Origin of the sequence: Duganella sp. CF517, from assembly GCF_900110275.1 — a bacterium.
Lineage (GTDB): Bacteria > Pseudomonadota > Gammaproteobacteria > Burkholderiales > Burkholderiaceae_D > Rugamonas.
On sequence record NZ_FODC01000002.1, the window covers coordinates 857,490 to 882,834 of the forward strand.

The 25,345-nt window shown below is 65.5% G+C and carries 25 protein-coding genes; 10 read left to right on the forward strand and 15 right to left on the reverse strand.

From position 1 onward, the window contains the following. Positions 1-56: 56 nt before the first annotated feature. Positions 57-443 carry a MerR family transcriptional regulator gene (locus tag BMX85_RS10815; protein WP_090316962.1) on the reverse strand — a complete coding sequence of 129 codons (387 nt, stop codon included), beginning with the start codon at positions 441-443 and terminating at the stop codon, positions 57-59. 125 nt (positions 444-568) lie between these two features. Between BMX85_RS10815 and BMX85_RS10820 the strand changes: the two genes are divergently transcribed. Further along, positions 569-1,444: an alpha/beta fold hydrolase gene (locus tag BMX85_RS10820; RefSeq protein WP_229210412.1), complete on the forward strand. Its 876-nt coding sequence runs from the start codon at positions 569-571 to the stop codon at positions 1,442-1,444. Positions 1,445-1,543: 99 nt separating this feature from the next. Next, positions 1,544-1,927 carry an SPW repeat protein gene (locus BMX85_RS10825; RefSeq protein WP_090316968.1) on the forward strand — a complete coding sequence of 128 codons (384 nt, stop codon included), beginning with the start codon at positions 1,544-1,546 and terminating at the stop codon, positions 1,925-1,927. A 133-nt stretch (positions 1,928-2,060) separates the two neighbouring features. On the opposite strand, the gene BMX85_RS10830 is transcribed toward BMX85_RS10825, so the two are convergent. Beyond that, complete coding sequence (locus tag BMX85_RS10830; RefSeq protein ID WP_090316971.1) at positions 2,061-3,338, reverse strand: EAL and HDOD domain-containing protein; 1,278 nt, start codon at positions 3,336-3,338, stop codon at positions 2,061-2,063. An 88-nt stretch (positions 3,339-3,426) separates the two neighbouring features. After that, on the reverse strand, positions 3,427-4,200 hold the full coding sequence (locus BMX85_RS10835; RefSeq protein WP_090316974.1) for a class II glutamine amidotransferase: 774 nt from the start codon (positions 4,198-4,200) through the stop codon (positions 3,427-3,429). A 126-nt stretch (positions 4,201-4,326) separates the two neighbouring features. On the opposite strand from BMX85_RS10835, the gene BMX85_RS10840 reads away from it, so the two are divergent. Continuing rightward, the gene (locus BMX85_RS10840; protein ID WP_090316977.1) at positions 4,327-4,968 is read left to right on the forward strand and encodes a DUF1287 domain-containing protein; all 642 of its coding nucleotides are present in this window, start codon (positions 4,327-4,329) and stop codon (positions 4,966-4,968) included. Positions 4,969-5,016: 48 nt separating this feature from the next. Here the strand turns inward: BMX85_RS10840 and BMX85_RS10845 are convergent, their stop codons facing one another. The 6 genes from BMX85_RS10845 to rsmB form a co-directional block, all read right to left on the reverse strand. Next, positions 5,017-5,274, reverse strand: a complete 258-nt coding sequence (locus tag BMX85_RS10845) for a BTH_I0359 family protein (protein WP_090316980.1) — start codon at positions 5,272-5,274, stop codon at positions 5,017-5,019. Positions 5,275-5,387: 113 nt separating this feature from the next. Continuing rightward, positions 5,388-5,825: a GTPase gene (locus tag BMX85_RS10850; protein WP_090317713.1), complete on the reverse strand. Its 438-nt coding sequence runs from the start codon at positions 5,823-5,825 to the stop codon at positions 5,388-5,390. Between the two features lie 13 nt (positions 5,826-5,838). Further along, positions 5,839-6,549, reverse strand: coding sequence for a response regulator (locus BMX85_RS10855; RefSeq protein WP_090316983.1), 711 nt, complete (start codon positions 6,547-6,549; stop codon positions 5,839-5,841). Positions 6,550-6,610: 61 nt separating this feature from the next. Then, positions 6,611-8,911, reverse strand: coding sequence for a sensor histidine kinase (locus BMX85_RS10860; protein WP_090316986.1), 2,301 nt, complete (start codon positions 8,909-8,911; stop codon positions 6,611-6,613). After that, on the reverse strand, positions 8,912-9,580 hold the full coding sequence (locus tag BMX85_RS10865) for a DUF4390 domain-containing protein (protein ID WP_177196706.1): 669 nt from the start codon (positions 9,578-9,580) through the stop codon (positions 8,912-8,914). Next, a complete protein-coding gene (gene rsmB, locus BMX85_RS10870; protein ID WP_090316991.1) occupies positions 9,573-11,006 on the reverse strand; it encodes a 16S rRNA (cytosine(967)-C(5))-methyltransferase RsmB in 1,434 nt (477 codons plus the stop codon). The genes BMX85_RS10865 and rsmB overlap by 8 nt, the downstream gene beginning before the upstream one ends. Before the next feature lie 257 nt (positions 11,007-11,263). Here rsmB and argS point away from each other — a divergent pair, with 257 nt between their 5' ends. From argS to BMX85_RS10905, 7 genes are all read left to right on the forward strand, one after another. Further along, positions 11,264-12,973 (forward strand): arginine--tRNA ligase, encoded by a 1,710-nt coding sequence (argS, locus tag BMX85_RS10875; protein WP_090316994.1) that lies wholly within the window; start codon positions 11,264-11,266, stop codon positions 12,971-12,973. A gap of 21 nt (positions 12,974-12,994) precedes the next feature. Continuing rightward, positions 12,995-13,717: an SPOR domain-containing protein gene (locus BMX85_RS10880; protein ID WP_090316997.1), complete on the forward strand. Its 723-nt coding sequence runs from the start codon at positions 12,995-12,997 to the stop codon at positions 13,715-13,717. A 21-nt stretch (positions 13,718-13,738) separates the two neighbouring features. Continuing rightward, positions 13,739-14,422, forward strand: coding sequence for a thiol:disulfide interchange protein DsbA/DsbL (locus BMX85_RS10885; protein WP_090317716.1), 684 nt, complete (start codon positions 13,739-13,741; stop codon positions 14,420-14,422). A gap of 67 nt (positions 14,423-14,489) precedes the next feature. Next, entirely contained in the window at positions 14,490-15,269 is a 780-nt protein-coding gene (locus BMX85_RS10890) for an SDR family oxidoreductase (RefSeq protein ID WP_090317000.1), read from the forward strand. Continuing rightward, a complete protein-coding gene (locus BMX85_RS10895; protein WP_090317003.1) occupies positions 15,266-16,090 on the forward strand; it encodes a biotin--[acetyl-CoA-carboxylase] ligase in 825 nt (274 codons plus the stop codon). The genes BMX85_RS10890 and BMX85_RS10895 overlap by 4 nt, the downstream gene beginning before the upstream one ends. Continuing rightward, entirely contained in the window at positions 16,087-16,872 is a 786-nt protein-coding gene (locus BMX85_RS10900) for a type III pantothenate kinase (protein WP_090317006.1), read from the forward strand. The genes BMX85_RS10895 and BMX85_RS10900 overlap by 4 nt, the downstream gene beginning before the upstream one ends. 26 nt (positions 16,873-16,898) lie before the next feature. After that, positions 16,899-17,597, forward strand: a complete 699-nt coding sequence (locus BMX85_RS10905; RefSeq protein ID WP_090317009.1) for an SPOR domain-containing protein — start codon at positions 16,899-16,901, stop codon at positions 17,595-17,597. Between the two features lie 9 nt (positions 17,598-17,606). Here BMX85_RS10905 and BMX85_RS10910 read toward each other — a convergent pair whose 3' ends face one another. The 6 genes from BMX85_RS10910 to mrdA (BMX85_RS10935) are packed head-to-tail and all read right to left on the reverse strand — an operon-like array spanning position 17,607 to position 25,338. After that, a complete protein-coding gene (locus BMX85_RS10910; RefSeq protein WP_090317012.1) occupies positions 17,607-18,773 on the reverse strand; it encodes a septal ring lytic transglycosylase RlpA family protein in 1,167 nt (388 codons plus the stop codon). Positions 18,774-18,783: 10 nt separating this feature from the next. Next, positions 18,784-20,868: a penicillin-binding protein 2 gene (gene mrdA, locus BMX85_RS10915; protein ID WP_090317016.1), complete on the reverse strand. Its 2,085-nt coding sequence runs from the start codon at positions 20,866-20,868 to the stop codon at positions 18,784-18,786. Further along, positions 20,865-22,010 (reverse strand): rod shape-determining protein RodA, encoded by a 1,146-nt coding sequence (rodA, locus tag BMX85_RS10920; RefSeq protein WP_090317019.1) that lies wholly within the window; start codon positions 22,008-22,010, stop codon positions 20,865-20,867. The genes mrdA (BMX85_RS10915) and rodA (BMX85_RS10920) overlap by 4 nt, the downstream gene beginning before the upstream one ends. Before the next feature lie 10 nt (positions 22,011-22,020). Further along, positions 22,021-22,233 carry a hypothetical protein gene (locus tag BMX85_RS10925; RefSeq protein WP_143067945.1) on the reverse strand — a complete coding sequence of 71 codons (213 nt, stop codon included), beginning with the start codon at positions 22,231-22,233 and terminating at the stop codon, positions 22,021-22,023. Next, on the reverse strand, positions 22,233-23,345 hold the full coding sequence (gene rodA / locus BMX85_RS10930; protein ID WP_090317025.1) for a rod shape-determining protein RodA: 1,113 nt from the start codon (positions 23,343-23,345) through the stop codon (positions 22,233-22,235). Before rodA (BMX85_RS10930) ends, BMX85_RS10925 begins: the two co-directional genes overlap by 1 nt. Before the next feature lie 10 nt (positions 23,346-23,355). Continuing rightward, on the reverse strand, positions 23,356-25,338 hold the full coding sequence (gene mrdA, locus BMX85_RS10935) for a penicillin-binding protein 2 (protein WP_090317028.1): 1,983 nt from the start codon (positions 25,336-25,338) through the stop codon (positions 23,356-23,358). Between the last annotated feature and the right edge of the window lie 7 nt (positions 25,339-25,345).

A 25,345-nucleotide genomic window follows, 5' to 3' on the forward strand; every position in this document is an offset into this window, starting at 1 on the left:
CCCGGGGTCAAGTCTGTCATTCGGACACGGGCTGGGCCGTCCAGCCGCCCCGCCGGTTAATCGACCGGCGGGATGGTGCCCTCGGCCAAGGTTTTAAGCAGGCGCGCGCGGCGCCGCTCCAGCTCCGCGATCTGTTCTTCAATCGACGCCAGCCGCTTGCGCTGGGCGTCGGTGGTCTCGCTGCACGCGGCGGCGCCTTCTATCATCAACATACAATCGGGAAACGAACGGATCTCAGCCAGGCTGAATCCGCTTGCGATCATGCGCTGGATCTGCTTGACCTGCGTGACGGCCGCCGGCGGGAAAACCCGATAGCCGTTGCTGGCTCGCAGCGATTTGAGCAGCCCCTGTTCGTCGTAGTGGCGAATCGAGCGCACGCTGGCGCCGGTGGAGCTGGCCAGCTTGCCAATGCTCAGCGGCTCGGAATGGTTTGCGTTGGTCATGCGGAAAAGCATAGCATCTTTTCGCTTGACCCTGACACCGGTGTGAGGGTTGACACTACACGCTCCCGATCAACTTTTGGAGCCGCACCATGTCACCATCGACCCACTTCCCGGCCATATTTCACATGCTGCGCGCCATGCTGCTCGCCTGCGCGCTGGCCGCCCCGGCCGCCATGGCCGACAGCAAAACCTACACCGTCACCGCGCCGGACGGCGTCACGCTGGCGGTGCGGGAAGCGGGCGATCCGCACGGCGCCCCGCTCATCTTCATCCACGGCCTGCTGGGCAGCACCCTCAACTGGGAAGCGCAGGTCGCCGATCCACGGCTGCAGCGCTACCGCCTGATCAGCTACGACATGCGCGGACACGGCCTGTCCGGCAAGCCCGCCGGCGCCGAAGCGTACAGCGACGGGCGACGCTGGGCCGCCGATCTGCGCGCCGTCATCACCGCGTCGCGGGCGGCCAGGCCGGTGCTGGTCGGCTGGTCGCTGGGCGGCGCGGTCATCTCGAACTATCTTTCGGCGTACGGGGACGGCGCGATCGCCGGCGCGGTTTACGTCGACGGCGTGATCGAACTCAAGCCGGAGCAGATCGTCGCCCATCCCGAGGTTTACCGCGATCTGAACGCCCCGGACCTGAAGACGCACCTGGACGCGGTGCGCGAATTCCTGCGCCTGTGCTTCCATACGCAGCCCGCCGCGCCCGACTTCGAGCGGCTGCTGGCTAACGCCGCCGTGGCCTCCTGGGACATGCAGCGCGCGGTGCAGTCGATGCGGGTCGACCTCGCCGGCGGCCTGGGCAAGGCCGAGGTGCCGGTGCTGCTGATCTACGGCGCGCAAGATGCGCTGGTCAAGGCGCGGCCGTCGATCGCCAGGGCCGCCGAGGTCAATCCGCGTATCCGCAGCAAGCTGTACGACGCCTCGGGCCACGCGCCGTTCATCGAGGAGGCGGACCGCTTCAACCGCGATCTGGCCGGCTTCGTCGACGGTCTGAAACGCTGAGCGGTACGGCGGTTTCGGGTCTGGCAACGTTGAACTTTTAAGCATGCCGACGGACTAACGAAGTACACCGTCATTCGACGGGATACCAGGGAGGCAAATATGGCAACTACAACCAACACGTCCGCCAGCCGCTGGCAGGACCAGCTAATCCTGCTACTGGGCTTGTGGTTCTTTATCACGCCCTGGGTGTTCGGCTATCCGATACCGTCGCTGCAAGCCTGGACCGCGTTCATCTCGGGCGCGGTGATCGCGCTGCTGGCGGCGTTCGATCTGTACAAGACCTACTTCTGGGCGGTGACGATCAATCTGCTGGTGGGCATCTGGGTGGCGGTGTCGCCGTGGGTGCTGGGGCTTGCCGGTAACGTAGCGCTGATGTGGAACTCGCTGATCGTCGGCGTCGCGGTGGCGGTGCTGGCGCTGTGGGAGATGCGCACCGATCCGGAGCTGGTCAAGCATTGGCCGGGAGCCGGGCACGCGACGTAGGGTGGATTACGCGGAACGCCTTAATCGGCCCATGCATGCGTTATCGACGGCGCATGCATGGCCGACTACGCCGCGCTCATCCGCCCTGCGTGATTCCCGCAGTCCCCGCGGTTGCGCGCCGCTGCCATCGTCATCACAGCGCGTAGCGCACCACGTTGTCGCTCCACTCGAACGCGGCCAGCTCCAGCTCCACCAGCTCGTCGGCGGACATGGCCAGATTGCGCAGCGCCGGCACGATGTGATCGTCCATCTCTTCGATGCGTTCGATGCATTCCGCCAGCTTGAGCAGGTCGCCGTGGAAACCGTCGCGTGCCAGCAGCGCTTGCGAGACGTCGTCGTTGACCGGTATCTGCGCCAGGATCTCGGCCATCGGCATGCCGAACAAGGTATCCATCAACGACATGATGCCGACCGTGAAGGCGACGTCGGCGACATGCCGCTGGCTCGGCCGCAACTTGCCGGCCAACAGTTCCAGCAGGCGCCCGCGCGTGGTCGCCAGCATCAGCAACGGCGTCATGCTGTGGCCGCGCTTGCTCGGTTCGGCATACAGCATGATCTGCAGCCAGCGTTGCAACTGGCGCCGGCCCAGCAGGGTCACCGCCTGGCTCAGCGACTCGATGCGTTGGCGCGCGCCCACCGCCGGCGTGTTCACCAGCCGCAGCAGATTGAGCGCCAACGACACGTCGCGCTTGATCGCGCGCTCGATGTCGATATTGTCGGCGTCCGATGTCACCAGGGTCATCAACTCCATCACCGCCAGCTGCGACGGCGACAACTTCTTGCCGCTCATGATGACGGGCCGCGAGAAATAATAGCCCTGGAAATAATCGAACTCCAGGTCCAACGCGTTTTTGAAGTCCTCGCGGGTTTCGACCTTCTCCGCCACCAACTTCTTTTTCTGCTGGCGGAAGCGCGGCGCCAGCTTCATCAAGGTCGACAGCGGCGTGCGCATGTCCATTTTGATGTACTCGATCCACGGCAGCAGCGCCACGATGGTCTCGTTCTCGCCGCTGACATCGGCAAGCGCGAAGCGCAAACCCTGGCCGGCCAGTTCCTCCACGCGCGCCAGCAATAGCGGCGTGACCGGCTCGGTGGCGCAAATCTCCAGCACCATTTTTTCGCGCGGCAGGAAGGCAAAAATGTCGGTCATGATCACATCGGCGTCGACATTGACGAAACCGAGCGCGTCGCCGACGGTCCGCTCCATGCCCAGCTGCGACGCGTGGGCGATCACCGCCGCCGTCGCCGACAGCTCGGTGGTGATATGGGCCGGACCGACCGGCGCATTTCGGAAAAGCAATTCGTAACCGAACAGGTTCTGGTTGCGGTCGAGGATGGGCTGGCGTCCCAGATAGAATTCGCGCACACGCAAATTGCGCGGGCCGGCGTCATGTTGGGAGAGATCGATCATTGCTTCTGCCATTCTTGTCAGGGAGCGAATATTTCGCTGTACTAAGATTTTGACAGCAATAATCGCCACTGTGTTGACATTTCAATGTTCAATCAAGCGCTTGTGGTACGCCGTCGATAAAGAGCTTCAGTTCGCCGCTGGCGAATGCTGTCCATTGTTCATTGGTCGTTAGCGGTTGGGTAACGATGATTGCCACCCGGTCGTTGGGCGTGGTCACCTGGGAGAAATCGACGCTGACATCCTCGTCGGACAGCTTGGCGGTGTCGAACGGATGTTTGCGCACCAAATAGAACAAGTTGGTCGAGCAATGGGCGAACAGTTCGGCGCCGGACGACAGCAGCATATTGAAGGTGCCATGGGCGGCGATTTCGTCGACCAGCGCGCCCAGCGCCGCCCGCAGCGCCGCCAGCGCCGGCCGCTGCTCGCCGAAACGGGCGCGCAACTGCTGCAAAATATAGCAAAACGCGCGCTCGCTGTCGGTGGTGCCGACCGGGCGGAAGGCGCGGTTCAGCAGCGGATTGAACTCCTTGAGGTCGCCGTTATGGGCGAAGACCCAATACTGCCCCCACAGCTCGCGCACGAACGGGTGGCAGTTTTCCAGCGCGACCTGGCCCTGCGTGGCCTTGCGGATATGCGCGATGACGTTGGTGGATTTGATCGGATATCGCTTGATCAGCTCGGCGATCGGCGAGGCGATGGCCGCCTGGTGGTCGACGAAGTGGCGCACGCCGGCGCCCTCGAAGAAGGCGATGCCCCAGCCGTCATGGTGGGTGTCGGTATGGCCGCCGCGCATGGCGAAGCCGGTAAAACTGAACACGATGTCGGTCGGGACATTGCAGTTCATGCCGAGTAGCTGACACATTATTTCTTTTCTCTTCTAGCGATTGACTTGCGACAGACAATATAACAGGTGGGGTCGAAAAACCAATGACACCGGCTCGTGACTCCATTAACCTATTAATAAGATTCGCCGCACACCCCATCCGATATGTTCAAAATACTGTCCGCCCTGCTATTTTCACTGCTCTGCACCGCGGTCGACGCCGCGCCGAAGACCCCACGGACGGCGGCAGCGCCGCTCGATCTGGTCGAGGCCGCCCGCCGCCAGATCGGCGTCACCTTGAGCTACGATCCTGCCTACCAGCGGCTCGCCTACCCCAACGGCGACGTTCCCCTCGAGCGCGGCGTGTGCACCGACGTCGTGGTGCGGGCCTATCGCCAGCTGGGCGCCGACCTCCAGGTGCTGGTGCACCAGGATTTGAAAAAGGCATGGGGCGCCTATCCGCACCAGTCGCGCTGGCAATTGAAGGCGCCGGACCGGAATATCGACCACCGGCGCGTGCCCAATCTGGCCACGTTTTTCGCCCGCCAGGGCGCGACGGTGGCAAACGGCACAGACGTCAAAACCTACCTCCCGGGCGACATCGTCACCTGGAACCTGCCGCAAGGCATGACCCACATCGGCATCGTGTCCGACCAGGTGTCCAAGCGGGGAATACCGCTCATCATCCACAACATCGGGGCCGGCACGCAGGAGGACGACATCCTCTTCGCCTATTCGATCACCGGACACTACCGCTGGCACCCCGGCAACAGCGGCCACACAAACGAACAGGGCGGATCACCGTGAGGTGACCCGCCCTGTCGGACGATCGCTGCAACACGCCAGATTTGGTCGTCAGTGCAACAGCACCGGATGACTCATCAGTTCATCATAACTGCCCAAAAATTCATCAATCTCGGCCATGGTCGGCTCGCCGGCGATCAGTTCGTTGACGTCGCGGCGGAAATTCTGTGCCAGGATGCCGTTGATAAAAATCTCCCGCTTGCCGCCTTTGTCGACGATTTCATAGCCGCCAAAGCGCAATGCATCCAGACTACGATCGGCGCCGAATTCGACAACGCTGTATTGCTCGCTGTTATAGATGAGGTTCATTTTGCTTCCTTTCTCCAGGGGCGAAACACTGCTCGGTTTCACTTCACTACCCACATGGGGTTCAAAGTGGTCGATTCAAGTCTAAAGAACAGGACCCGATCTGCAGGCAGGGCTTAGGCCGCGATGTCGGATTGCAAGTCTAGCAAGTCGCCGTACGGGGGCTCGGACAGCCATGCACGCAGCAGTTCGAGGTGTTCAGCAGTGGCCAGACTGATGTAGAGCCGCGCCGGTGGATGACGCAGCACACGATTCAATGTTACCCGCAAAACGAGATTCCCGCTGCAATGGAGACAGCCCGGGGCAATTCGCAACACTTTTGGAACAGGAGCAACACCGACGGAACCGTCGGCGGGGTCGAAGGCGAGTGCCGAACCGCCGTCCGACAAGCCTTCCAGAATAATAACCGTGGGCAATTCCAGGCCGCCCGCACCGTCATCGTGGGCCAGGCGCGCGGCGATGGCCGCCTCGCGCCGGCCGGCGCGCTCGCCGGTCACCAGCCAGGTCGGCACCGGCGCCCGCACGGCCACCGCTGCGCCGCCGGCCGGATCCACGCCGCTCACGGCGTCAGAGGTTTTTTTTTGCCAGCTTGCCCGGCTCCACGCCCAGCTGCTTGAGCTTGCGGTACAGGTGGGTGCGCTCGAGGCCGGTCTTCTCGGCCACGCGGGTCATGCTGCCGCCTTCGCGGCCCAGATGGTGCTCGAAGTACATGCGCTCGAAGGCGTCGCGCGCCTCGCGCAGCGGCAGGTCGAACGACAGGTTGAACATGTGGTTGTCGGCGCCGGCGATGGTGGCGCCGCCGCGCACCGCGATCGCGGCGGCCGGATTGGGCGGGTTGAAGCCGGCGCTGGGCGCCTCCTCCTGCTGCACCGCCGCCGGACGCGGCGCCAGCACCGGCGCGCGCACCGTTTCCTGCGCGCGCGTCAAGCCCTGCTGGACCGCCTTGAGCAGCTTTTGCAGCGCGATCGGTTTCTCGAGGAAATTGAGCGCGCCGATGCGCGTGGCCTCGACTGCCGTATCGATAGTCGCATGGCCGGACATCATGATCACGGGCATGGTCAGCAAGCCGTCGCGCTGCCATTCCTTGAGCAAGGTGACGCCGTCGGTATCCGGCATCCAGATATCGAGCAGCACCAGATCCGGCGCGCCGCCGGCGCGCGCTTCGCGTGCCTGCTGGGCGTTCTCGGCCAGCTGTATCGCATGTCCCTCGTCGCTCAAAATTTCCGAGAGCAACTCGCGGATACCCATCTCATCGTCCACTACCAGAATGTTTGCCATCTTCCCTTGCCTTCCTCATTTTCGCCAGCGTGCGGCAAATGATTTTGTATTGAACTTAACTTTAAGTATTGTGCGTCGTCGGCGCCAACTTTAACAGCAAAATCAATACTGACGCGCCACTTCCATCGACATGATTCTGGATATCAATCCTACCCCCATGCTCATCGATAATTTTCTTTACCATCGCCAACCCCAAGCCGGTGCCGCGCGCCTTCGACGTCACGTACGGCTCGAACGCGCGCGCCAGGATCTTGGGCGCGAATCCGGGACCGTTGTCGACGATCGCCAACCGCACCGCCACGCGCGTGCTGCCGTCCGCACCCTGATAATGGATGGCTTCGCTGACGACGTCAATGCGCGGCTGCATGTCCGGCCGCCCGGCCGCCTGCTCGGCCATCGCGTCCTGCGCGTTTTGCAGCAGGTTGTGGATCACCTGGCGCAGCTGCGTGGCGTCGCCCATCACCAGCGGCAGGCCGGCGGCCAGCTGCGGATGGATGATGTCGTCGCCCTCGCCGCTCACGTACAGGTGCAGGATCTCCTCGACCAGCGCGTTCAGGTCGAGCGGCTCGAGCACCGCCGGCGGCGTGCGCGCGTAGTCGCGGAAGTCGTCGACCATGCGCTTCATCGCCGCCACCTGGTTGACGATGGTCGCGGTTCCCTTGTTGAGCAGCAGCACGTCGTCCGGCGCCAGCTTACCCTCAAGTTTCATTTGCAGGCGTTCGGCTGACAACTGGATCGGCGTCAGCGGATTCTTGATCTCGTGCGCCAGGCGGCGCGCCACCTCGCCCCAGGCGATCGAGCGCTGCGCCGAGATGACGTCGGAGATGTCGTCGAACACCACCAGGTAGCCGCTGCCGCCCTCGATCGGCAGGCGCGAGCCGCGCGTGAGCAGGGTCAAATCGTTGTCGTCCAGGCTGGTGGAGCGGCGCGGCACCTCGATCTGGCGCTGCCAGTGCATGCGTTGCAGGTTGCGCCCGGCGGCCGACTGCGCGCTTTGCGCGGCGAACGCGGCGACGATGGCGGCGCCGAATTCCTGCATGCCCTCGACCTCGTCGAGCTTGCGGCCGATCATCGTCACGCCGGCCTGCTGCAGGATGCGCTCGACCGAGTCGTTGAAGCTGATTAAATGGAACTCGTGGTCGAGCACCATCACGCCGGCCGACATATTGGCCAGCACCGATTCCAGGTGGGCCTTGGCGTTTTGCAGCGCCGCGCGGTTGCGCTCGACGGCGCTGCGCGCGTCCGACAGCTGGCGCGTCATCGTATTGAACGACTGCGTCAACGTGCCCAGCTCGTCGGAGGTGGCCACGATCGGCCGCGGCGACAGGTCGCCCTCGGCCACCGCGCGCGTGCCCTCGGCCAGCAGCAGCAGCGGCTGCGCCAGGTCGCTGGCGATCAGGAAGGCGCTGGCGATGGCGCCGAACACGGCCAGCAGCAAGGTCAAGGTCAAGGTGACGATGTACATCTTGCGCAGGCCGACGCGGGCGACGAAACGCTCCTTGTAGTTGGAATAGGCGCTGCGGATGGTCTCGCCGTCGGCGGCCAGTTGCGCCGGCGCCAGCTGGATCAGTTGCAGGTAGCGCGGCGCCAGCTGCGTGCCGTTGGGCCGCACGCGGTCGGGAATGGCCATCACCACCCGCAATCGCAGCTGGCTGACGCTGTCCTGGGCGTTGACGGGGGCGTCGACCAGGTCGCTGCGCAGTTCGTTGCCGCCCTCGGGCGCGCCGTACGATTCGTCGCTCTTGGCCTTGGCCATCATTTCGCGGGTCGGCAGGTCGGCGCTGAGGTTGCCGCTGCGGCTGGCGCGGGCGCTGACCACCAGCCCGCCCTCGGCGTCGACGATGATGGCGTTCTGCATGCCGGGCTGCTCCTTGACCAATTGGGCCAGGATCAGGCGCTCGGTGCCGTCGCCCTCGCCGGCCAGCCGCTGCGTGGTGCGGGCGGCGGTGGCGGTCAGCTCGTTCAGGGAACGGTCCAGGCCCTCGCGGCTCAGGTTGATGCCCGATTCGAGCGCCTCCTCGACCGGCACGTTGAACCACGATTCGATCGAATGGGAGACGAACTGCACCGACACCAGGAAGATCACCAGCCCCGGCAGCACGCCGACGGCGGCGAACAGCAAGACCAGCCGCGTCATCAGCTTCGAGCCGAACTTGCCGCTCTTGTAGCGCGCGTACAGCCGGAACAGCGACACCGCCACCAGCAGCAGCAGCGCGCCGGCCACCGCCGCGTTCAGGCCCAGCAGCCAGGCGTAGTAGCGGTCGAAAAATCCGGAATTATCGGAGGCCGAGGCCAGCAGGAACAGCAGGATGCTGACGACGGCGCCGCCGATGACGGCAAAATACCGGAGCGCTGTGCTCACCTACTCGGCCCTGTAGAGGAAGGTTTTCTTGTCGGACGCCAGGCGCCATTCATTATTGTTGAGGGCGTTGATCTGGATCGGCTTGGGCAGGTAGTTCGGGTCCAGCCCCATGCTCAGCTTGACGCTGTAGGTCTCGCCGACCTTGAGCGCGCCGCGCGGCGCGACAATCCAGCGGTTGGGGCGGCGGATCAGGAACAGCGCGTCGTCGAGCGACGAGAAACTTTGCCGCACGCTGCCGATGACGGCCACGTGGTACTGGCGGGTGAGCACGTTGTACGACAGGCTGATGGTCTGGCGCGCGACGATGGCCTTCTCGTCGAACCAGTACCAGCGCGGACGGGTGAATTCGATGCTGGTGGTGAAATACAGCACCACGCCGTATTGCAGGGTGTCTTCGAGCCCATGGCTGAGGTCGAAGCCGTAATTGGCCGACAGGCGGTAGCCTTCGTCGGTGGCCTCCACATAGGCCCGCTTGATCTCGACGCCGTCGGCAGCGCTGGCCGCCTGCGGCAGCGCGCAGGCCAGTATCAGCAGCAAGGGCCCGATCAGCAGGCGAAAAAATCGTTGTATCACGTGTGGGCCGGTGCTCAATAGGTGCGTAATACGCGGGGGTGCGACAGGAAATGCAGCAAAAAAACAGGCAAAAAAACGGGCAAAACGCTTACGCATTTTTCTGGAAAAGCGCGTAGAACAAACCATCGTGGTCCCGGCCGTCGCCGCCGGCCGGCAGCAATTGACCGGGCGCGTCGAGCCGCACCGCATTGTTGCGCACGGCGAAGGCGGCCGCCTGCGCTTCCGATTCCTGCGGCCACAAGGAACACGTTACGAACAGCAATTTACCATCCGGGGCAAGCATCTGCCAAAGATTGTCGAGGATTTTGGCCGAAAGTGTTGCAAGTTGGAGCGTGTCGCCCTTGCGCCGCAGCCAGCGGATATCCGGGTGGCGGCGCACGATGCCCGACGCCGTGCACGGCACGTCGGCCAGGATGCGGTCGAACGGTTTGCCGTCCCACCAGGTCGACGTTTGCGCCTCGGCCGCCTGCAACGCCGCCGTCAGCTGCAATCGCTGCAAATTCTCGTCGACCCGCGCCAGGCGCTTGGGGTCGGCGTCGAGCGCCGTCACATGCACCTCGGCGTCGGCGCCGGCCAGTTCCAGGATGTGGCAGGTCTTGCCGCCGGGCGCGGCGCAGGCGTCGAGCACGCGCATGCCCTTTTGCACGTCGAGCAGCGGCGCGGCCAGCTGGGCGGCGGCGTCCTGCACCGACACCAGGCCGTCGGCGAAGCCCGGAATCAGGCCCACGCCGACCGGTTTGGCCAGGCGCACGGCGTAGGGGCCGATTTGCGTGGCGTCCATGCCGGCTTGCGCCAGCGTCGCCAGATACTGCTCCACCGAGGTGTTGCGTACGTTGACGCGCAACGTCAGCGGCGGCGCGATGTTGCCGCTCGCCAGCACCGCCTGCCAGTCCTGCGGCCAGGCCGCGCGCACCGCGTCGATCCACCATTGCGGGTAGTTCCACTTGGCCAGCGGCTGCAGCAGCGCCGTCTCCAGCAGCGCCTTGCGCTCGCGCAGGAAGCGGCGCAGCACGGCGTTGACCATGTTTTTGGCGCGCGCGGTGTCCGGGTGGGCGTCGGCCGCCGTCACGGTCTGGTCGACAACGGTGAATTCCTCGTACGGCTGGACCGTGTCCGGCGCCGTCATCAAGGCCAGCGCGCAGGCCAGCAGCGCGCCGACCAGCGGGTCCGGCGCCTTGGGCGCCATCAGCCCGATCAGGGTCTCGCTCTGGCCCAGCTGGCGCATGCAGCGGTAGGCGATGTCCTGCATGGCGCCGCGCGCCTGCGGGGTCAGCTCGTTTTTGCCTTGTTCCAGCTTGCTCCACACCTGGGCCAGCGCCTGCGGCAGGTTGGTGCCGGTGCGGACCTGGGCCACCGCGTGGGCGGCGCCGATCAGGCTGAAAGCGAGCGAATCGGGCCGCAATCCCGTCTGGAAGCCCGTCTGCAGCGCCGGTTTCAGGTCACGCGCATGGCTGGCGCGCAGCGTGGGCGCTGCCGCCTTGGCGGGTGACTTCAGTGAGAGCGTCGGGCGCTGCTTGTTCATATGCTAATTCCAGAGAGCGGCCGGCAGCCGTGATCGCGCAGTATACAGTAGTGCCACAGCAGCGCATATGACAAGTCGCTGACAAGAATGTAAAAGTCGGTTAGCCGGAGGTCGCCCGCACTTCGGCGCGGGCGCTCGGCTACCCTCACCGGCCGCGTGCAAACCAGTATAATGGCCACTGTTTGGCCGGTGCCAGTTCGCCGGCCGTTTTCGCTTTCGGATGAATTTTTTAGCGCGGCCCGGCCGCCATTTCGCTCATGCTCGCCCAACAAAAACAAGATATCACCGCCCTGTTCCAGGCCGCCCTCGCACCGATCCTGGCCGGCACCGGCGTCGTCGCTAACGTCGTGCTGGAGCGCCCGCGCGACCCGTCGCACGGGGACGTCGCCTGCAACATCGCCATGCAACTGGCCAAGCAGCTCAAAATGAACCCGCGCGAACTGGCCACCAAGGTGGTCGAGGCGCTGCTGGCCAACCCGGCCGGCAAAGGCCTGGTGGAGTCGGCCGACATCGCCGGCCCGGGCTTCATCAACCTGCGCGTGAGCGCCGCCGCCAAGCAGGCCGTGGTCAAGGCCGTGCTGGCGCAGGGCGCCGCCTACGGCAGCAGCGACGCCGGCGACGGCAAGAGCGTGATCATCGAATTCGTCTCGGCCAACCCGACCGGCCCGCTGCACGTGGGCCACGGCCGCCAGGCCGCGCTGGGCGACGCGCTGTCGTCGCTGTTCGGCTCCCAGGGCTACCAGGTCACCCGCGAGTTCTATTACAACGACGCCGGCGTGCAAATCCAGACCCTGGCCAATTCGGTCCAGGCGCGCCTGCGCGGCTTCAAGCCGGGCGACGCCCAGTGGCCCGAATCGGCCTACAACGGCGATTACATCGCCGACATCGCCGAGGACTTCAAGGCCAAGAAAACCGTTTCGGCCTCCGACGGCGCCCCGGCCACCGCCTCCGGCGACATCGACGACATCGACTCGATCCGCGCCTTCGCCGTGACCTACCTGCGCAACGAGCAGGATATCGACCTGCAGGCCTTCGGCGTCAAGTTCGACAACTACTACCTCGAATCGTCGCTGTACGCCGACGGCAAGGTCGACGCGGCCGTCGACATGCTCAACAAATCCGGCAAGACGTACGAAGAGGAAGGCGCGCTGTGGCTGCGCACCGAGGACTACGGCGACGACAAGAACCGCGTGATGCGCAAGAAGGACGGCACCTACACCTACTTCGTGCCGGACGTGGCCTACCACATCGTCAAGTTCCAGCGCGGTTTCGGCCAGGCCATCAACGTCCAGGGCTCCGACCACCACGGCACCATCGCCCGCGTGCGCGCCGGCCTGCAGGCGGTCAACCTGGGCATCCCGCAAGGCTTCCCCGACTACGTGCTGCATAAAATGGTCACCGTGATGAAGGGCGGCGAGGAGGTCAAGATCTCCAAGCGCGCCGGTTCCTACGTCACCGTGCGCGACCTGATCGAATGGTCCGGCGGCGGCGACATCACCAAGGGCCGCGACGCCGTGCGCTTCTTCCTCATCTCGCGCAAGGCCGACACCGAATTCGTGTTCGACGTCGACGTCGCGCTGAAAACCTCGGATGAAAATCCGGTGTATTACGTGCAGTACGCGCACGCGCGCATCTGCCGCATGCTCGAACAGTTCACCGGCGACGTCGCCGCGCTGGCCGATGTCGACCTGTCGCCGCTGACCGCGCCGACCGAGGCGACGCTGCTGGCCACGCTGGCCGCGTACCCGGAGACGCTGGCGCGCGCCCAGGCCGAACTGGGCCCGCACCAGATCGCGTTCTACCTGCGCGACCTGGCCGCCAACCTGCACAGCTTCTATTTCGCCGAGCGCGTGCTGGTCGACGACGAGGCGCTCAAGGCCGCCCGCATCGCGCTGATGGTCGCCACCCGCCAGGTGCTGCAAAACGGCCTGGCGCTGATCGGCGTCTCGGCTCCAAACAAAATGTAACTCCGAAGGATATCCCGCACAATGAATTTCCGTACCCGTCTCGCTTCGCGTTCGCGCCAACAGGGCAACACCTTCATCGGCATCGTCATCGGCCTGGTCATCGGCCTGACCGTCGCCGTCGTCGTCGCGCTGGTGATCAACAAGGGGGCCTCCCCGTTCACCGACAAGGGACGCAGCAACAAGAGTACGGAAACGACCGCGGGCCAGGCGGCCGATCCGAACAAGCCTATGTACGGCAGCAAGGAAGCGGCACGCGCGGCGGCCAAGGACTTGAACCGCGACGCGCCAACCGCGCCGGCGGCGCCGGCCGCCCCTGCGCCGGCACCGAAGGCGCCGGCGGCCGATCCGCTGCAGGCGGTGGTCGACCGCATCCAGGGCGCGGCGGCCGACAAGCCGAAAACCACGCCTTCGGCGTCGAACGTGACGCCGACGCCGGTCGCCAAGACCCCGTCCAACACCGCCGCGCCGGCGGCCGGCGCCACCACGCCGGCCAGCGGCGGCGACGAGAAGTACATCTATTATCTGCAGGCCGGCGCCTTCCGCGAGGTGGCCGACGCCGAAAGCGCCCGCGCCAAGCTGGCGCTGCTCGGCTTCGAGGCCAACCTGTCGGACCGCACCACCGACACCGGCGTGCTGCACCGGGTTCGCATCGGCCCGTTCAACCAGGTCGAGGCGATGAACAAAGTGCGCAGCAAGTTGTCTGAAAACGGCGTCGACGTCGCAGTCGTGCGCAATCAAAAGTAACGAACCAAGCCAGGAGTAATGATGCGAATTCTGAAATACGTTGTGAGCGCGCTGATGCTGGGCGCCGTCGCCTTTTCACCGATGTCGGCTTCGGCATCCCCGGCCGACCCTAAGAACGGCGTCGAATACAAAACGCTGCCGACGCCGCAGCCCGTCGACACCGGCAAAAAGGTGGAAGTGATCGAGTTCTTCGACTATGCCTGCCCGCACTGCCACGCGCTGGACCCGTCGCTGACGGCCTGGGTCAAGAAGCAAGGCGACAACATCGTCTTCAAGCGCACGCACATTTCGCGCACCGGCACCGAGCTGCCACAGCAAAAAATGTTCTTCACGCTCGAAGCCATGGGCCTGATGAACGAGGCGATCAACACCAAGATCTTCAGCGAGATGCACGTCAACCGCAACCGCATGAACCGCGACGAGCTGGTGTTCGACTTCATCGCCAAGCAGGGCATCGACCGCCAGAAATTCATCGACACCTATCGCAGCTTCGGCGTGCAGGGCCGCATCCGCAAGGCCACCGCGATGATGGACACCTACGGCGTCGACTCGTGGCCGATGTTCGCCATCGACGGCAAGTACGTGACGTCGCCATCGATGTCCGACGAAGGTTCCAAGACCGCCACCAGCGAAGCCCAGCTGCATGCCCAGGGCCTGCAGGTGATGGATATCCTGGTCGCCAAAGCGAAAGCGGAAAAGAAGTAAGCATGTCGTCCAAAGACGCGTTGACAACGGCTTCGGCCCGGCGGCCGGCGCCACCCGGCGCCCGCGCATGAGCGGTCAGCGCGTCTTCATCACCGGCGCCTCCAGCGGCATCGGCGCCGCGCTCGCGGCGCAATATGCGTCGCAAGGCGCCGTCCTCGGGCTGCTGGGCCGGCGCGGCGACGCGCTCGATCGCCTGATCGCCTCGCTCCCCCATCCGGAACAACACCGCGCCTACGTGGTCGATGTGCGCGACCACGCCGCCATCGCGGCCGCCGCGCGCGACTTCCTGATTCACGCCGGCGGCATCGACGTCGTCATCGCCAACGCCGGCATCTCGGTCGGCACCTTGACCGAATTCGCCGAGGACATCGCGGTGTTCGAAAACATCATCGCCACCAACGTCGTCGCCACCGCCGCCACCTTCGCGCCGTTCATCGCGGCGATGCGGGCGCAGCGCACGCCGGCGCGGCTGGTCGGCATCGGCAGCGTGGCCGGCATACGCGGCCTGCCCGGCGCCGAGGCGTACAGCGCTTCCAAGGCGGCGGTGATCAGCTATTGCGAATCGCTGCGGCTGGAGATGAAACCCTATGGCATCAAGGTCGTCACGCTCTGCCCCGGCTACATCGACACGCCGATGACGAAGGTGAACCCGTATCCGATGCCGTTCCTGATGGCGCCGGACAAATTCGCCGCCAGGGCCGCGCGCACCATCGCCGCCGGCGCCAGTTATGCCGTCATCCCGTGGCAGATGGGGGTGGTCGCCAAGGCGCTGCGCCTGCTGCCGAACGCCGTCTACGATTTCGCCTTCGCCAGGGCGCCGCACAAACCGCGCAAGGCTGGACCATGACCATTTCCACATTCACCCCCGGCGCCATCGCCGCCCGCTGCGCCACCAGCGCCACCCATGTGGCGATCGAAGTCGTCGCCGAAACCGGCTCCACCAACGCCGACCTGCTGGCGCGCCTCGACACGCTCGACGGCCCGCTGCTGCGCATCGCCGAAAACCAGACCGCCGGCCGTGGCCGCGCCGGCCGCAGCTGGCTGTCGACGCCGGGCGCCGCGCTGATGTTCTCGCTGGCCTGGCGCTTCAAGGGACCGCTGCACCGCATGAGCGGCCTGCCGATGGCGGTCGGCGTGGCGCTGGCCGAAACCATCGCCTCGCTGGGCGTGCCGGTGCGCATCAAATGGCCCAACGACCTGCTGCGCGACGGTAAAAAACTGGCCGGCATCCTGGTCGAAACCCAGGCCGCCCGCAAGGACGGCGACGGCGCCGTCTGGGCCGTCATCGGCGTTGGCATCAACCTGCTGATGCCCGACGAACTGGAGGAACAGATCGGCCGCGCGGTGGCCGCCGCGCCGTGGCTGGCGAAAATGGACCGCAGCGAATTGATGGCCGCGTTACTGAGCCGCCTGGCCGCCGTGCTGGCCGAATTCGACGACACCGGCTTCGCCCCTTTCGCCGAGCGCTGGAACCTGCTGCACGCATGGCAGGGACGGGACGTCGTCATCCTCGACCACGGTCAGGTGCTGCAACAGGGCCGCGCGGCCGGCGTCGACGCCATCGGGCGGCTGATGCTCGACACGGAGCACGGCCGGGTCGAGGTGCTGTCCGGCGACGTCTCGCTGCGGTTGTCTTCAACCATCCCCTCCTCCATCGGATTATCATGATTTTACTGATCGACGCCGGCAACACCCGCGTCAAATGGGCGCTGGCCGACGCCGGCGCGCAACCCGGCGCATGGCTGGCCCATGGCGCCGTGGTCCACGCGGACCTGACGCAGCTTGAGTTGATCTGGGGCGAGGCCGCCGGCCGGCGCCCGGTCGAGCGTATCCTCATCGCCAACGTCGCCGGCAACGCGCTGCGCGTCCATCTCGAATATGTGCTGCAGCGGACCTTCCCCGACATGCCATTGGCGCAGGCGCAGGGGGGAGCGATAAGCTGGTTCGAATCGCTGCCGTCGCTGGCGGGACTGACCAACGGCTACCGCAATCCCGCGCAACTGGGCTGCGACCGGTTTGCCGCCGCCATCGCCGGCCACACGCTGGCGCCGGGGCGCGCCATCATCGTCGCCAACTGCGGCACCGCCACCACCATCGACGCCATCACCGCCGACGGCGTCTTCCTGGGCGGGATGATCCTGCCCGGCCTGGGCCTGATGGCCAGCTCGCTGGCGCGCAATACGGCGCAGTTGCCGCAAATTGCGCAAGACGGTAAGCTGCCTGACGGATTCGCCGACAATACCGACGACGCCATCTTGAGCGGCTGCCTGGCCGCGCAGAGCGGCGCCATCGAGCACGCGTTCGCGCGGCACCAGGCGGCGGAGTGCATCATCTCCGGCGGCGCGGCGCCCTACATCGCGCCGATGCTCAAGGTGCCGCACCGTATCGTCGAGAATATCGTGTTGATAGGCCTGCACGCCGCCGCAGCCGATGCGGCGCGCGCCCACTGAATCGAATAGCCCCACCGAGGAAGCCCGTGCTGAAGTTTATTTTCTGGTCGCTGTTAGCCGTCAACGCCGCGCTGTTCGCGTATGGACAGGGCTATCTCGGTCATTTCAGCGGCAACGAACGCGAGCCGGCGCGTCTTCTGAATCAGCTCAACGCCAATCAGCTGACCATCGTTTCCGCGGAGCGCGCCGGCCATGCGCCAACGGGCGCCTCGGCGGCCGACGGCGCCGGCGTGCCGGTCGACGGCAAGGCCGCGCCGGCGCCGCTGGCGTGCGTGGAAATCGGCAGCTTCATCCTGGCCGACGCGCGCCGGTTCGAAGCCCGTCTGGCCGGGTTGAACCTGGGCGACCGCCAATCGCGCCGCAACCTGCCGGGCACCGAGATCTCGAGCTACATCGTGCACATTCCGCCGACGGGCAGCAAGGAAGCCGCCGACAAGAAAGCGGCCGAATTGCGCGGGCTGGGGGTGACCAACTACTTCGTCATGTCCGACAACACCCCGATGCGCTGGGCGATCTCGCTGGGCGTGTTCAAAAGCGAAACGGCGGCGCAGAACCAGCTCGCGGCGCTGGTCAAACAAGGCGTGCGCAGCGCGCGCGTCACGCCGCGCATGAGCGGCAGCAAACTGCTGGCGTTCCAGTTCCGCGACGTCGACGCCGAATTGCAAGCCAACCTGGAAAAGATCCGCGCCGATTTCCCGAACGCGCAAACCCACGGCTGCAAATAAGGTTTCGCCTCAGCGCTGAACCACGATCGGCTTGAGACTCAGCGCCGCCGGCAACGCCTGCGCCGCCTGCAACGCTTCCTGGCGGCTGGCGAACGGCCCGCCGAACAAGCGATGCACAGGCCCGCTCTGCACCACCTCCAGGGTCGAAAAACCACTGCCCGCCAATTTGCCGCGCACCGCTTCCGCGTTCTCGGCGCGGGTGTAGGCGCCAAGCTGCAGATAAAACCCGCTGGTGGCCGCCGGCACGCTATCGGCCAGCATCAACGCCTCGATCTCCGGCTTGGCGCCCGCCGGCGCGGCCGGTGCGGCCGCTGCAGCTGCCGCGGCGACCACCGGCGCCGCATTCGTCGCCCCGCTCGATACCGCCTTCGGCGTCAGCACCAACGGCTGCGGCGTCGTCGACGGCTGCTTGCTCCCCTCGCCCGCATACGACGACAGCCGTGCCCCGGACTGCGACGCCGTCTGCAACCGTGGCGCCTTCGTGCCAGACACGCCCTCCTTCGTGGCCAGCATGCGATCGATCTCCTCGGGCAGAATGCGCTCGATCTTCAGCTCATGACTCCCTTTGCCCAGCAATCCCAGTTTCAACGCCGCCGTGTACGACACGTCGATGGCGCGCTTGGCATGGAACGGTCCGCGGTCGTTGATACGCACGATCACCGTCGCCCCGCTGACCATATTCGACACCCGCGCATACGATGGAATCGGCAGCGTGGGATGCGCCGCCGTCATCTTGTACATGTCGTAAAGCTCGCCGGACGAGGTGCGCTGGCCGTGGAATTTCTTCCCGTACCAGGTGCCCATTCCAACCTGCGTGAACGGCTCGTTGTCCGTGATCGGGGTATAGGTCTTGCCGAAGACGACGTAGGGACGATTGGAGCGCGGCAGCAGCGGATCGTTGCGCACGTCGGCATCCGGCACGTCGGCCAGGTTCTCCGGCGGCGAATCGCCAGGGCCGTCATCCTGGTAGTAGCCACCCCGCCCCGAGTTGGCCGGCGGCAGCGTCGGCAGGCCGGTGGCCGGCTTGGTGGTGGACGGCGCCTTGATCACCGGCCCCGAGGCGCGTGGCGTCCTGGAGATCGTCTCGTCCGATGTCGGAACGGTGCCGCAGCCGGCCAGCACCAGCAGGGCCAGTGCCGCGCAGGCGTTCCGCAGTTGGCTTCGGTTCATACGCATGGCGTCATCCTCATTGGTTCTTCCGCACCACCGGTGCCGGTTGCGTGGCGGGCGCCGGGGCGGCGGGTGCCGGCGCCGGCGCGGCCGGTGCGCCCGGCGTCGCCGGCTGGGCCGGCGCCGTGCCGTCACCGGCGGCGCCCTGCAGCCGCGCGGCGGCGGCCTGTTCTTCCAGGGTCTGTCCCTCCACCGGCACGATTTCTTCCGCGTCTTCCTTTTCCACTTTGGTCGTATCCTTTCCGGCCGGGCGTTTGCCCAGCAGGTAATAGTCGAGCGCCTTGCGCGCGATCGGCGCCGCTTCCAGGCCGCCCTTGCCGGCGTTTTCCACCACCAGCGCGATCGCGATGCGCGGCTTCTCGGCCGGCGCGAAGGCGGTGAACAGCGCGTTGTCGCGCAGGCGCTCGGCCAGTTTGGCGGCATTGTACTTGTCGCCCTTCTTAATGGTGATCACCTGTGCGGTACCGGTCTTGCCGCCGACGCGGTACTGGGCGCCGGCGAACGCGCGCACGCCGGTGCCGCCGGCTTCCGTGGTCACCCCGACCATCGCGTTCTTGATGAAATCGATGTTCTCCTGCTTGAGCGGAATCCGGTAGCTCTCCTTCGACACGGTCAGCGTGCGCGCGCGCGTACCGCCGTCCTCCAGTATCTTCACCAGGTGCGGCTTCATCACCACGCCGTCGTTGGCCAGGTTGGCCACCGCGTGCGCGATCTGCAGCGGCGTGTAGGCGTTGTAGCCGGAGCCGTTGCTGACCGAGATCGTATCACCACCCACCCAGCGCCCCGCCGCACCCTTGAAACGTCTGCGCTTCCATTCCTGCGACGGCAGCACGCCGATCTTTTCGTTGAAAAGATCGATGCCGGTCTTTTGCCCGAAACCGAAGGGCTTCATGAAATCGTGGATCATGTCGATCCCCATGTCATGACCCAGCTCGTAGTAATAGGTGTTGCAGGAGACGACGATCGACTTGTGCATGGCGACCGAACCATGGCCGCCGACCACGTCGTCGTTGAACTTGTGGCCACCGAGGTAGTAATAACCCGGATCGTAGGTGGCCTGGGTGGTGGTGCGTTTGCCCAGCTCCAGCGCCGCCAGCGCCATGAACGGCTTGAAGGTGGACCCCGGCGCGTAGGTGCCCGACAGCGGGCGGTTCACCATCGGCCGGTCCAGCGAGGTATTGAGCTCGTTCCAGCTCTGCGAGTCGATACCGTCGACGAACAGGTTGGGATCGTAACCGGGCCGCGACACATAGGCCAGGATGTCGCCGGTGGACGGCTCGATCGCCACCAGCGCGCCACGGCGGTCGCCGAAGGCGTCTTCCACCACCTTCTGCAACTCGATATCGATCGACAGGATCAGATTACTGCCCGGGATGGCCGGCTTGCGCGACAGCGTGCGCACCGCCCGGCCGCCGGCCGTCACCTCCACCTCTTCATAGCCGGTGCGGCCGTGCAGCTGCGCCTCGTAGCTTTTTTCCAGCCCCTCTTTGCCGATATGGTCGGTGCCCTTGTAGTTGGTGGCGTCGTCGCCTTCGTCGATGGCGTTGGCCTCGGCGCGGCTGATGCGGCCGATGTAGCCGATCACGTGCGACGCCGTCTCACCGAGCGGGTACTGGCGGAACAGGCGCGCCTGCACCTCGACCCCGCGGAACCGGAAGCGCTGCGCCGAAAAGCGCGCCACCTCCTCGTCGGTCAGGCGGGTGCGCAGCGGCACGCTCTCGAAGCGTTTGGATTCCTCCATCAGCTTCTTGAAGCGCTTGCGGTCCTTGACCTCGATGTTGACCAGTTTGGACAACTCGTCGATCGTTTCATCCAGCGTGGCCGTCAGCTTGGACGGCGTGATCTCCAACGTGTAGGCCGAGTAGTTGCGCGCCAGGATGACGCCGTTGCGGTCCAAAATCAGACCGCGATTCGGCGTGATCGGAACGATGGCGATGCGGTTCTCCTCGGCCTTGACGACAAAGTCGTCATGCTTGATCACCTGCAGCCAGATGAAGCGCGCCAGCAGCAATCCGAAACAGACGAACACCGCCAGGCCCAGCACGGCGATCCGCGTGCGGAACTCCTTCAGTTCGCGCTCGGTGTCTTTGATCTCCATCATGCCATCCCACCCCAGGCCGGCGCGCCGGAACCGCCACGCACACCGCGGCTATGCCGCTGGATGCTCATTAAAATGCCGGCGCCCAGGCCCAGTGTGAGCAGCGCGGTGCCGCCATAGCTCATGAAAGGCAGCGGCACGCCGACCACCGGCACGATACCGCTGACCATGCCCATGTTGACGAAAGCGTAGGTAAAGTAAATCATCGTAATGGCGCCCGCCAGCAGGCGCGTAAAGAAAGTGGATGCATTGAGGGCGATGGAGAGCCCGCGCCAGATCAGCAGCAGGTACAGCACCATCAGCACCAGATTGCCGGTGAGGCCGAATTCCTCGGAGAAGACGGCGAAAATGAAATCGGTGGTGCGCTCCGGGATGAACTCGAGGTGCGTTTGCGTGCCCTGGGTCCAGCCCTTGCCCGCCGCGCCGCCGGAACCGATCGCGATCATCGACTGGATGATGTGAAAGCCCTTGCCCAGCGGGTCATGATAAGGATCGATCAGCGTCAGCACGCGCTCGCGCTGGTAGTCGTGCATCGCCGACCATAGCAAGGGCATGCCCACGCAGGCGGCCGCCGCCAGCGCCGCCAGGGCCTTCCACGACAGGCCGGCCAGGAAGATCACGCAGGCGCCGGCCGCCACCACCAGCAGCGCCGTGCCGAGATCGGGCTGGCGCGCGATCAGGACCACGGGCACCGCCAGCAGCAGCGCGGCGACGGCGTACGCCTGCCAGCGCAGCTGGCCGGCCTGGCGCTGGAAGAACCACGCCAGCATCAACGGCATGGCGATCTTCATGAATTCGGACGGCTGCAGCTGGATGCCGATGGTGATCCAGCGCCGCGAGCCGCCTTTGATGGTGCCCGCCAGTGCGACGGCGAGCAGCAACGCCACGGCCAGCGCGTACACCGGCACGGCGATGCGCATCAGCGTTGGCGGCGCAATGTTCGCGGCCAGCCACATGACGAAAAAGGCGGCGGCGATATTGCGCAGCTGGTCGGACACCTTGCCCGGAATGGCGATGCCGGCCGAATACAGCGTGACCAGTCCCACCGACAGCAAGGCGAGGATGATGAGCGCCAGCGGAATGTCGAACACCATGACATGGGGGCGGATGCGCCGCCAAGGCGAGCGCCCGTCGTTGAAATACATGCGGCGGCCCTTACCTGGCGCCGGCGGGCGGCTGCCCCGACGGTTGCGCCGCGGCGCGATTCTGTTCGGCCATGACGGCATAGTCGTCATGCCGCACCACCTGCAACCAGACGATGCGCGCCATCAGCAGCCCGAGGCCGATGAACGCCACCAGCGCCAGGCCCTTGAGGCGCCGGCGGAAGCGGCGCGCGTCGCCGTCGTGGGTCACGGTATCGGCGCGCATCACGTCTGCACCAGCTTGCGGTGACGCTGGATGCTCATCAAAATGCCGCCGGCGATGCCCAAGGTGAGCAGCGCGGTGCCGCCGTAGCTCATATACGGCAGCGGCACGCCGACCACCGGCAGGATGCCGCTGACCATGCCCATGTTGACGAACGCGTAGGTGAAGTAAATCATCGTCATGGCGCCGGCCATCAGGCGGCTGAAGAAATTGGGCGCGTTCCCGGCGATCATCAGGCCGCGTCCGATCAGCAGCAGGAACAGCAGCATCAGCACCAGGTTGCCCACCAGGCCGAACTCCTCGGAGTAGACGGCGAAGATAAAGTCGGTGGTGCGCTCCGGGATGAACTCCAGGTGGGCCTGCGTGCCCTGCGTCCAGCCCTTGCCGGTGATGCCGCCGGAGCCGACCGCGATGGTCGACTGGATGATGTGGAAGCCCTTGCCCAGCGGGTCGGAGGTCGGGTCGATCAGGGTCATCACGCGTTCGCGCTGGTAGTCGTGCAGCAGCGACCAGATCACCGGCAAGCTGGCGGCGAAGGCGGCCAGCAGCCCGGCCAGCGCCTTCCACGACAGACCGGCCAGGAAGATGACCGAGAAGCCCGCCGCCACCACCAGCAGCGCGGTGCCGAGGTCCGGCTGCCTGACGATCAGGCCCACGGGCATCATCAACAGCAGCGCGGCGATGCAATAGCTTTGCCAGCGCAGATGCCCGGCGCGATGCTGGAAGAACCAGGCCAGCATCATCGGCGTGACGATCTTCATGAACTCGGACGGCTGGATGTCGATCCCCACGTGCAGCCAGCGCCGCGCGCCCAGCTTGATGGTGCCGACCAGCGCCACCGCAACCAGCAGGATCATGCCGACCGTGTAGGCCGGCACCGCGATGCGCATCATCATCTGCGGCGAGATGTTGGCGACCACCCACATCACCGCGAACGACAGCAGGATGTTGCGCAGGTGGTCCTCCATCTTGCCCGGAATGCCGATGCTGGCCGAGTACAGGGTGACCGAACTGACCGTCAGCAGCATCAGGATGATGAAGGTCAGCGGCCCGTCGAAAACGGTGAAGTACGGGCGAAGGCGGCGCCACAGGGAACGCCTTTCGTTGATGCGCATGCAGATCCTTTTATTCGGTGTTGCCCGGGGTTTCAGCACCCGGCTTTTTTTCATCGACCACGCCCTGTTCGGCCTGGAGTTCGGTCACGGAGCGCAGCACCGCGTCCTCCTTCGGCACCGGCGTCGTGTCCTTGTCGCCGGAGCGTTTGCCAAGGATGTAGTAGTCCAGGGCCTTGCGCACGATGGGCGCGGCCACGGCGGCGCCGAAGCCGCCGTTTTCCACCACCACCGCGATGGCGATGCGCGGTTTGTCGGCCGGCGCGAAGGCGGTGTAGAGCGCGTTGTCGCGCAACCGCTCGGACACCAGCGCGGCATTGTACTTCTCGTTCTTCTTGATGGCGAACAGTTGCGCGGTGCCGGTCTTGCCGCCGGAGGTGTAACCGGCGCCGGCGAACGCGCGCGCCGCCGTGCCGCCGGTGGTCACGCCCACCATCGCGCTTTTGATGAAATCGATGTTGTCCTGCTTGAGGGCGATGCGGTAGCTTTCCTTGGGCACCGTCAGCCGGCGCGCGCGCGTGGCCGGGTCCTCGATGATCTTGACCAGGTGCGGCTTCATCACCACGCCGTTGTTGGCCAGGTTGGCCGTGGCGTGCGCCATCTGCAGCGGCGTGTAGTTGTTGTAGCCGTTGCCGATGCTGATCGAGATGGTGTCGCCGCCGACCCACTTTTGCGCCGCCACGTTTTTCTTGAAGCGGTTGCGCTTCCACTCCTTCGACGGCAGCACGCCCTGCTTCTCGTGTTCCAGGTCGATGCCGGTCAGCTGGCCGAAGCCGAACGGCTTCATGAAATCGTGGATCGCGTCGATGCCCATGTCGTTGCCGAGCATGTAGTAGTAGGTGTCGCACGAGTCGACGATCGACTTGTACATATCGACCGTGCCATGCCCGCCCGGCTTGTCGTCGCGGAAGCGGTGGCCGCCCAGGGTGAAGTGGCCCGGGTCGGAAATGGCCTGGTGCGGGGTGCGCTTGCCCAGTTCCAGCGCCGCCAGCGCCATGAACGGCTTGAAGGTCGATCCCGGCGGGTAGGTGCCCGACAGCGGACGGTTGACCATCGGCCGGTCCAGCGAGGTATTGAGTTCGTTCCAGTTTTGCGCGTCGATACCGTCGACGAACAGATTGGGATCGTAGCCGGGGCGCGAGACGTAGGCCAGGATGTCGCCGGTCTCCGGCTCGATCGCCACCAGCGCGCCGCGCCACTCGCCGAAGGCCTCTTCGATCACCTTCTGCAGTTCGATGTCGATCGACAGGATCAGGTTGGCGCCGGGCGTGGCGTTGGTGCGCGACAGCGTGCGGATCGCGCGGCCGCCCGCAGACACCTCCACCTCCTCGTAGCCGGTGGTGCCGTGCAAGTGCTTTTCGTAGCTTTTCTCCAGCCCTTCCTTGCCGATCTGGTTGGTGCCGTTGTAGTTGGCCGCATCGTCGGTCTCGGCGATGGCGCGGGCCTCGGCCAGGTTGACGCGGCCGATGTAGCCGATCACGTGCGAGGCCACCTCGCCAAGCGGATACTGGCGGAACAGGCGCGCCTGGATCTCCACGCCGGGAAAGCGGAAGCGCTGCGCCGAGAAGCGCGCCACCTCCTCGTCGGTCAGGCGGGTGCGCAGCGGCACGCTCTCGAAGCGCTTGGAATCCTCCAGCAGCTTTTTAAAGCGCTTGCGGTCCTTGACCTCGATGAGCACCAGCTTGGCCAGTTCGTCGATCGTCTCATCGAGCGTCATGGCCAGCTTGGACGGCGTCACTTCGAGCGTATAGGCCGAGTAATTGCGCGCCAGGACCACGCCGTTGCGGTCCAGGATCAGGCCCCGGTTGGGCGCGATCGGCACGATGGCGATGCGGTTGTCCTCCGCCTTGACGGCGTAGTCGGCGTGCTTGACCACCTGCAGCCAGATGAAGCGCGCCAGCAGCAGCCCGAAACAAATGAACACCAGCCCGCCCAGTACCGTCAGGCGCAGACGGAACTTGTGAAGTTCGCGCTGGTTGTCCTTGAGTTCAGTCATGGCGGGA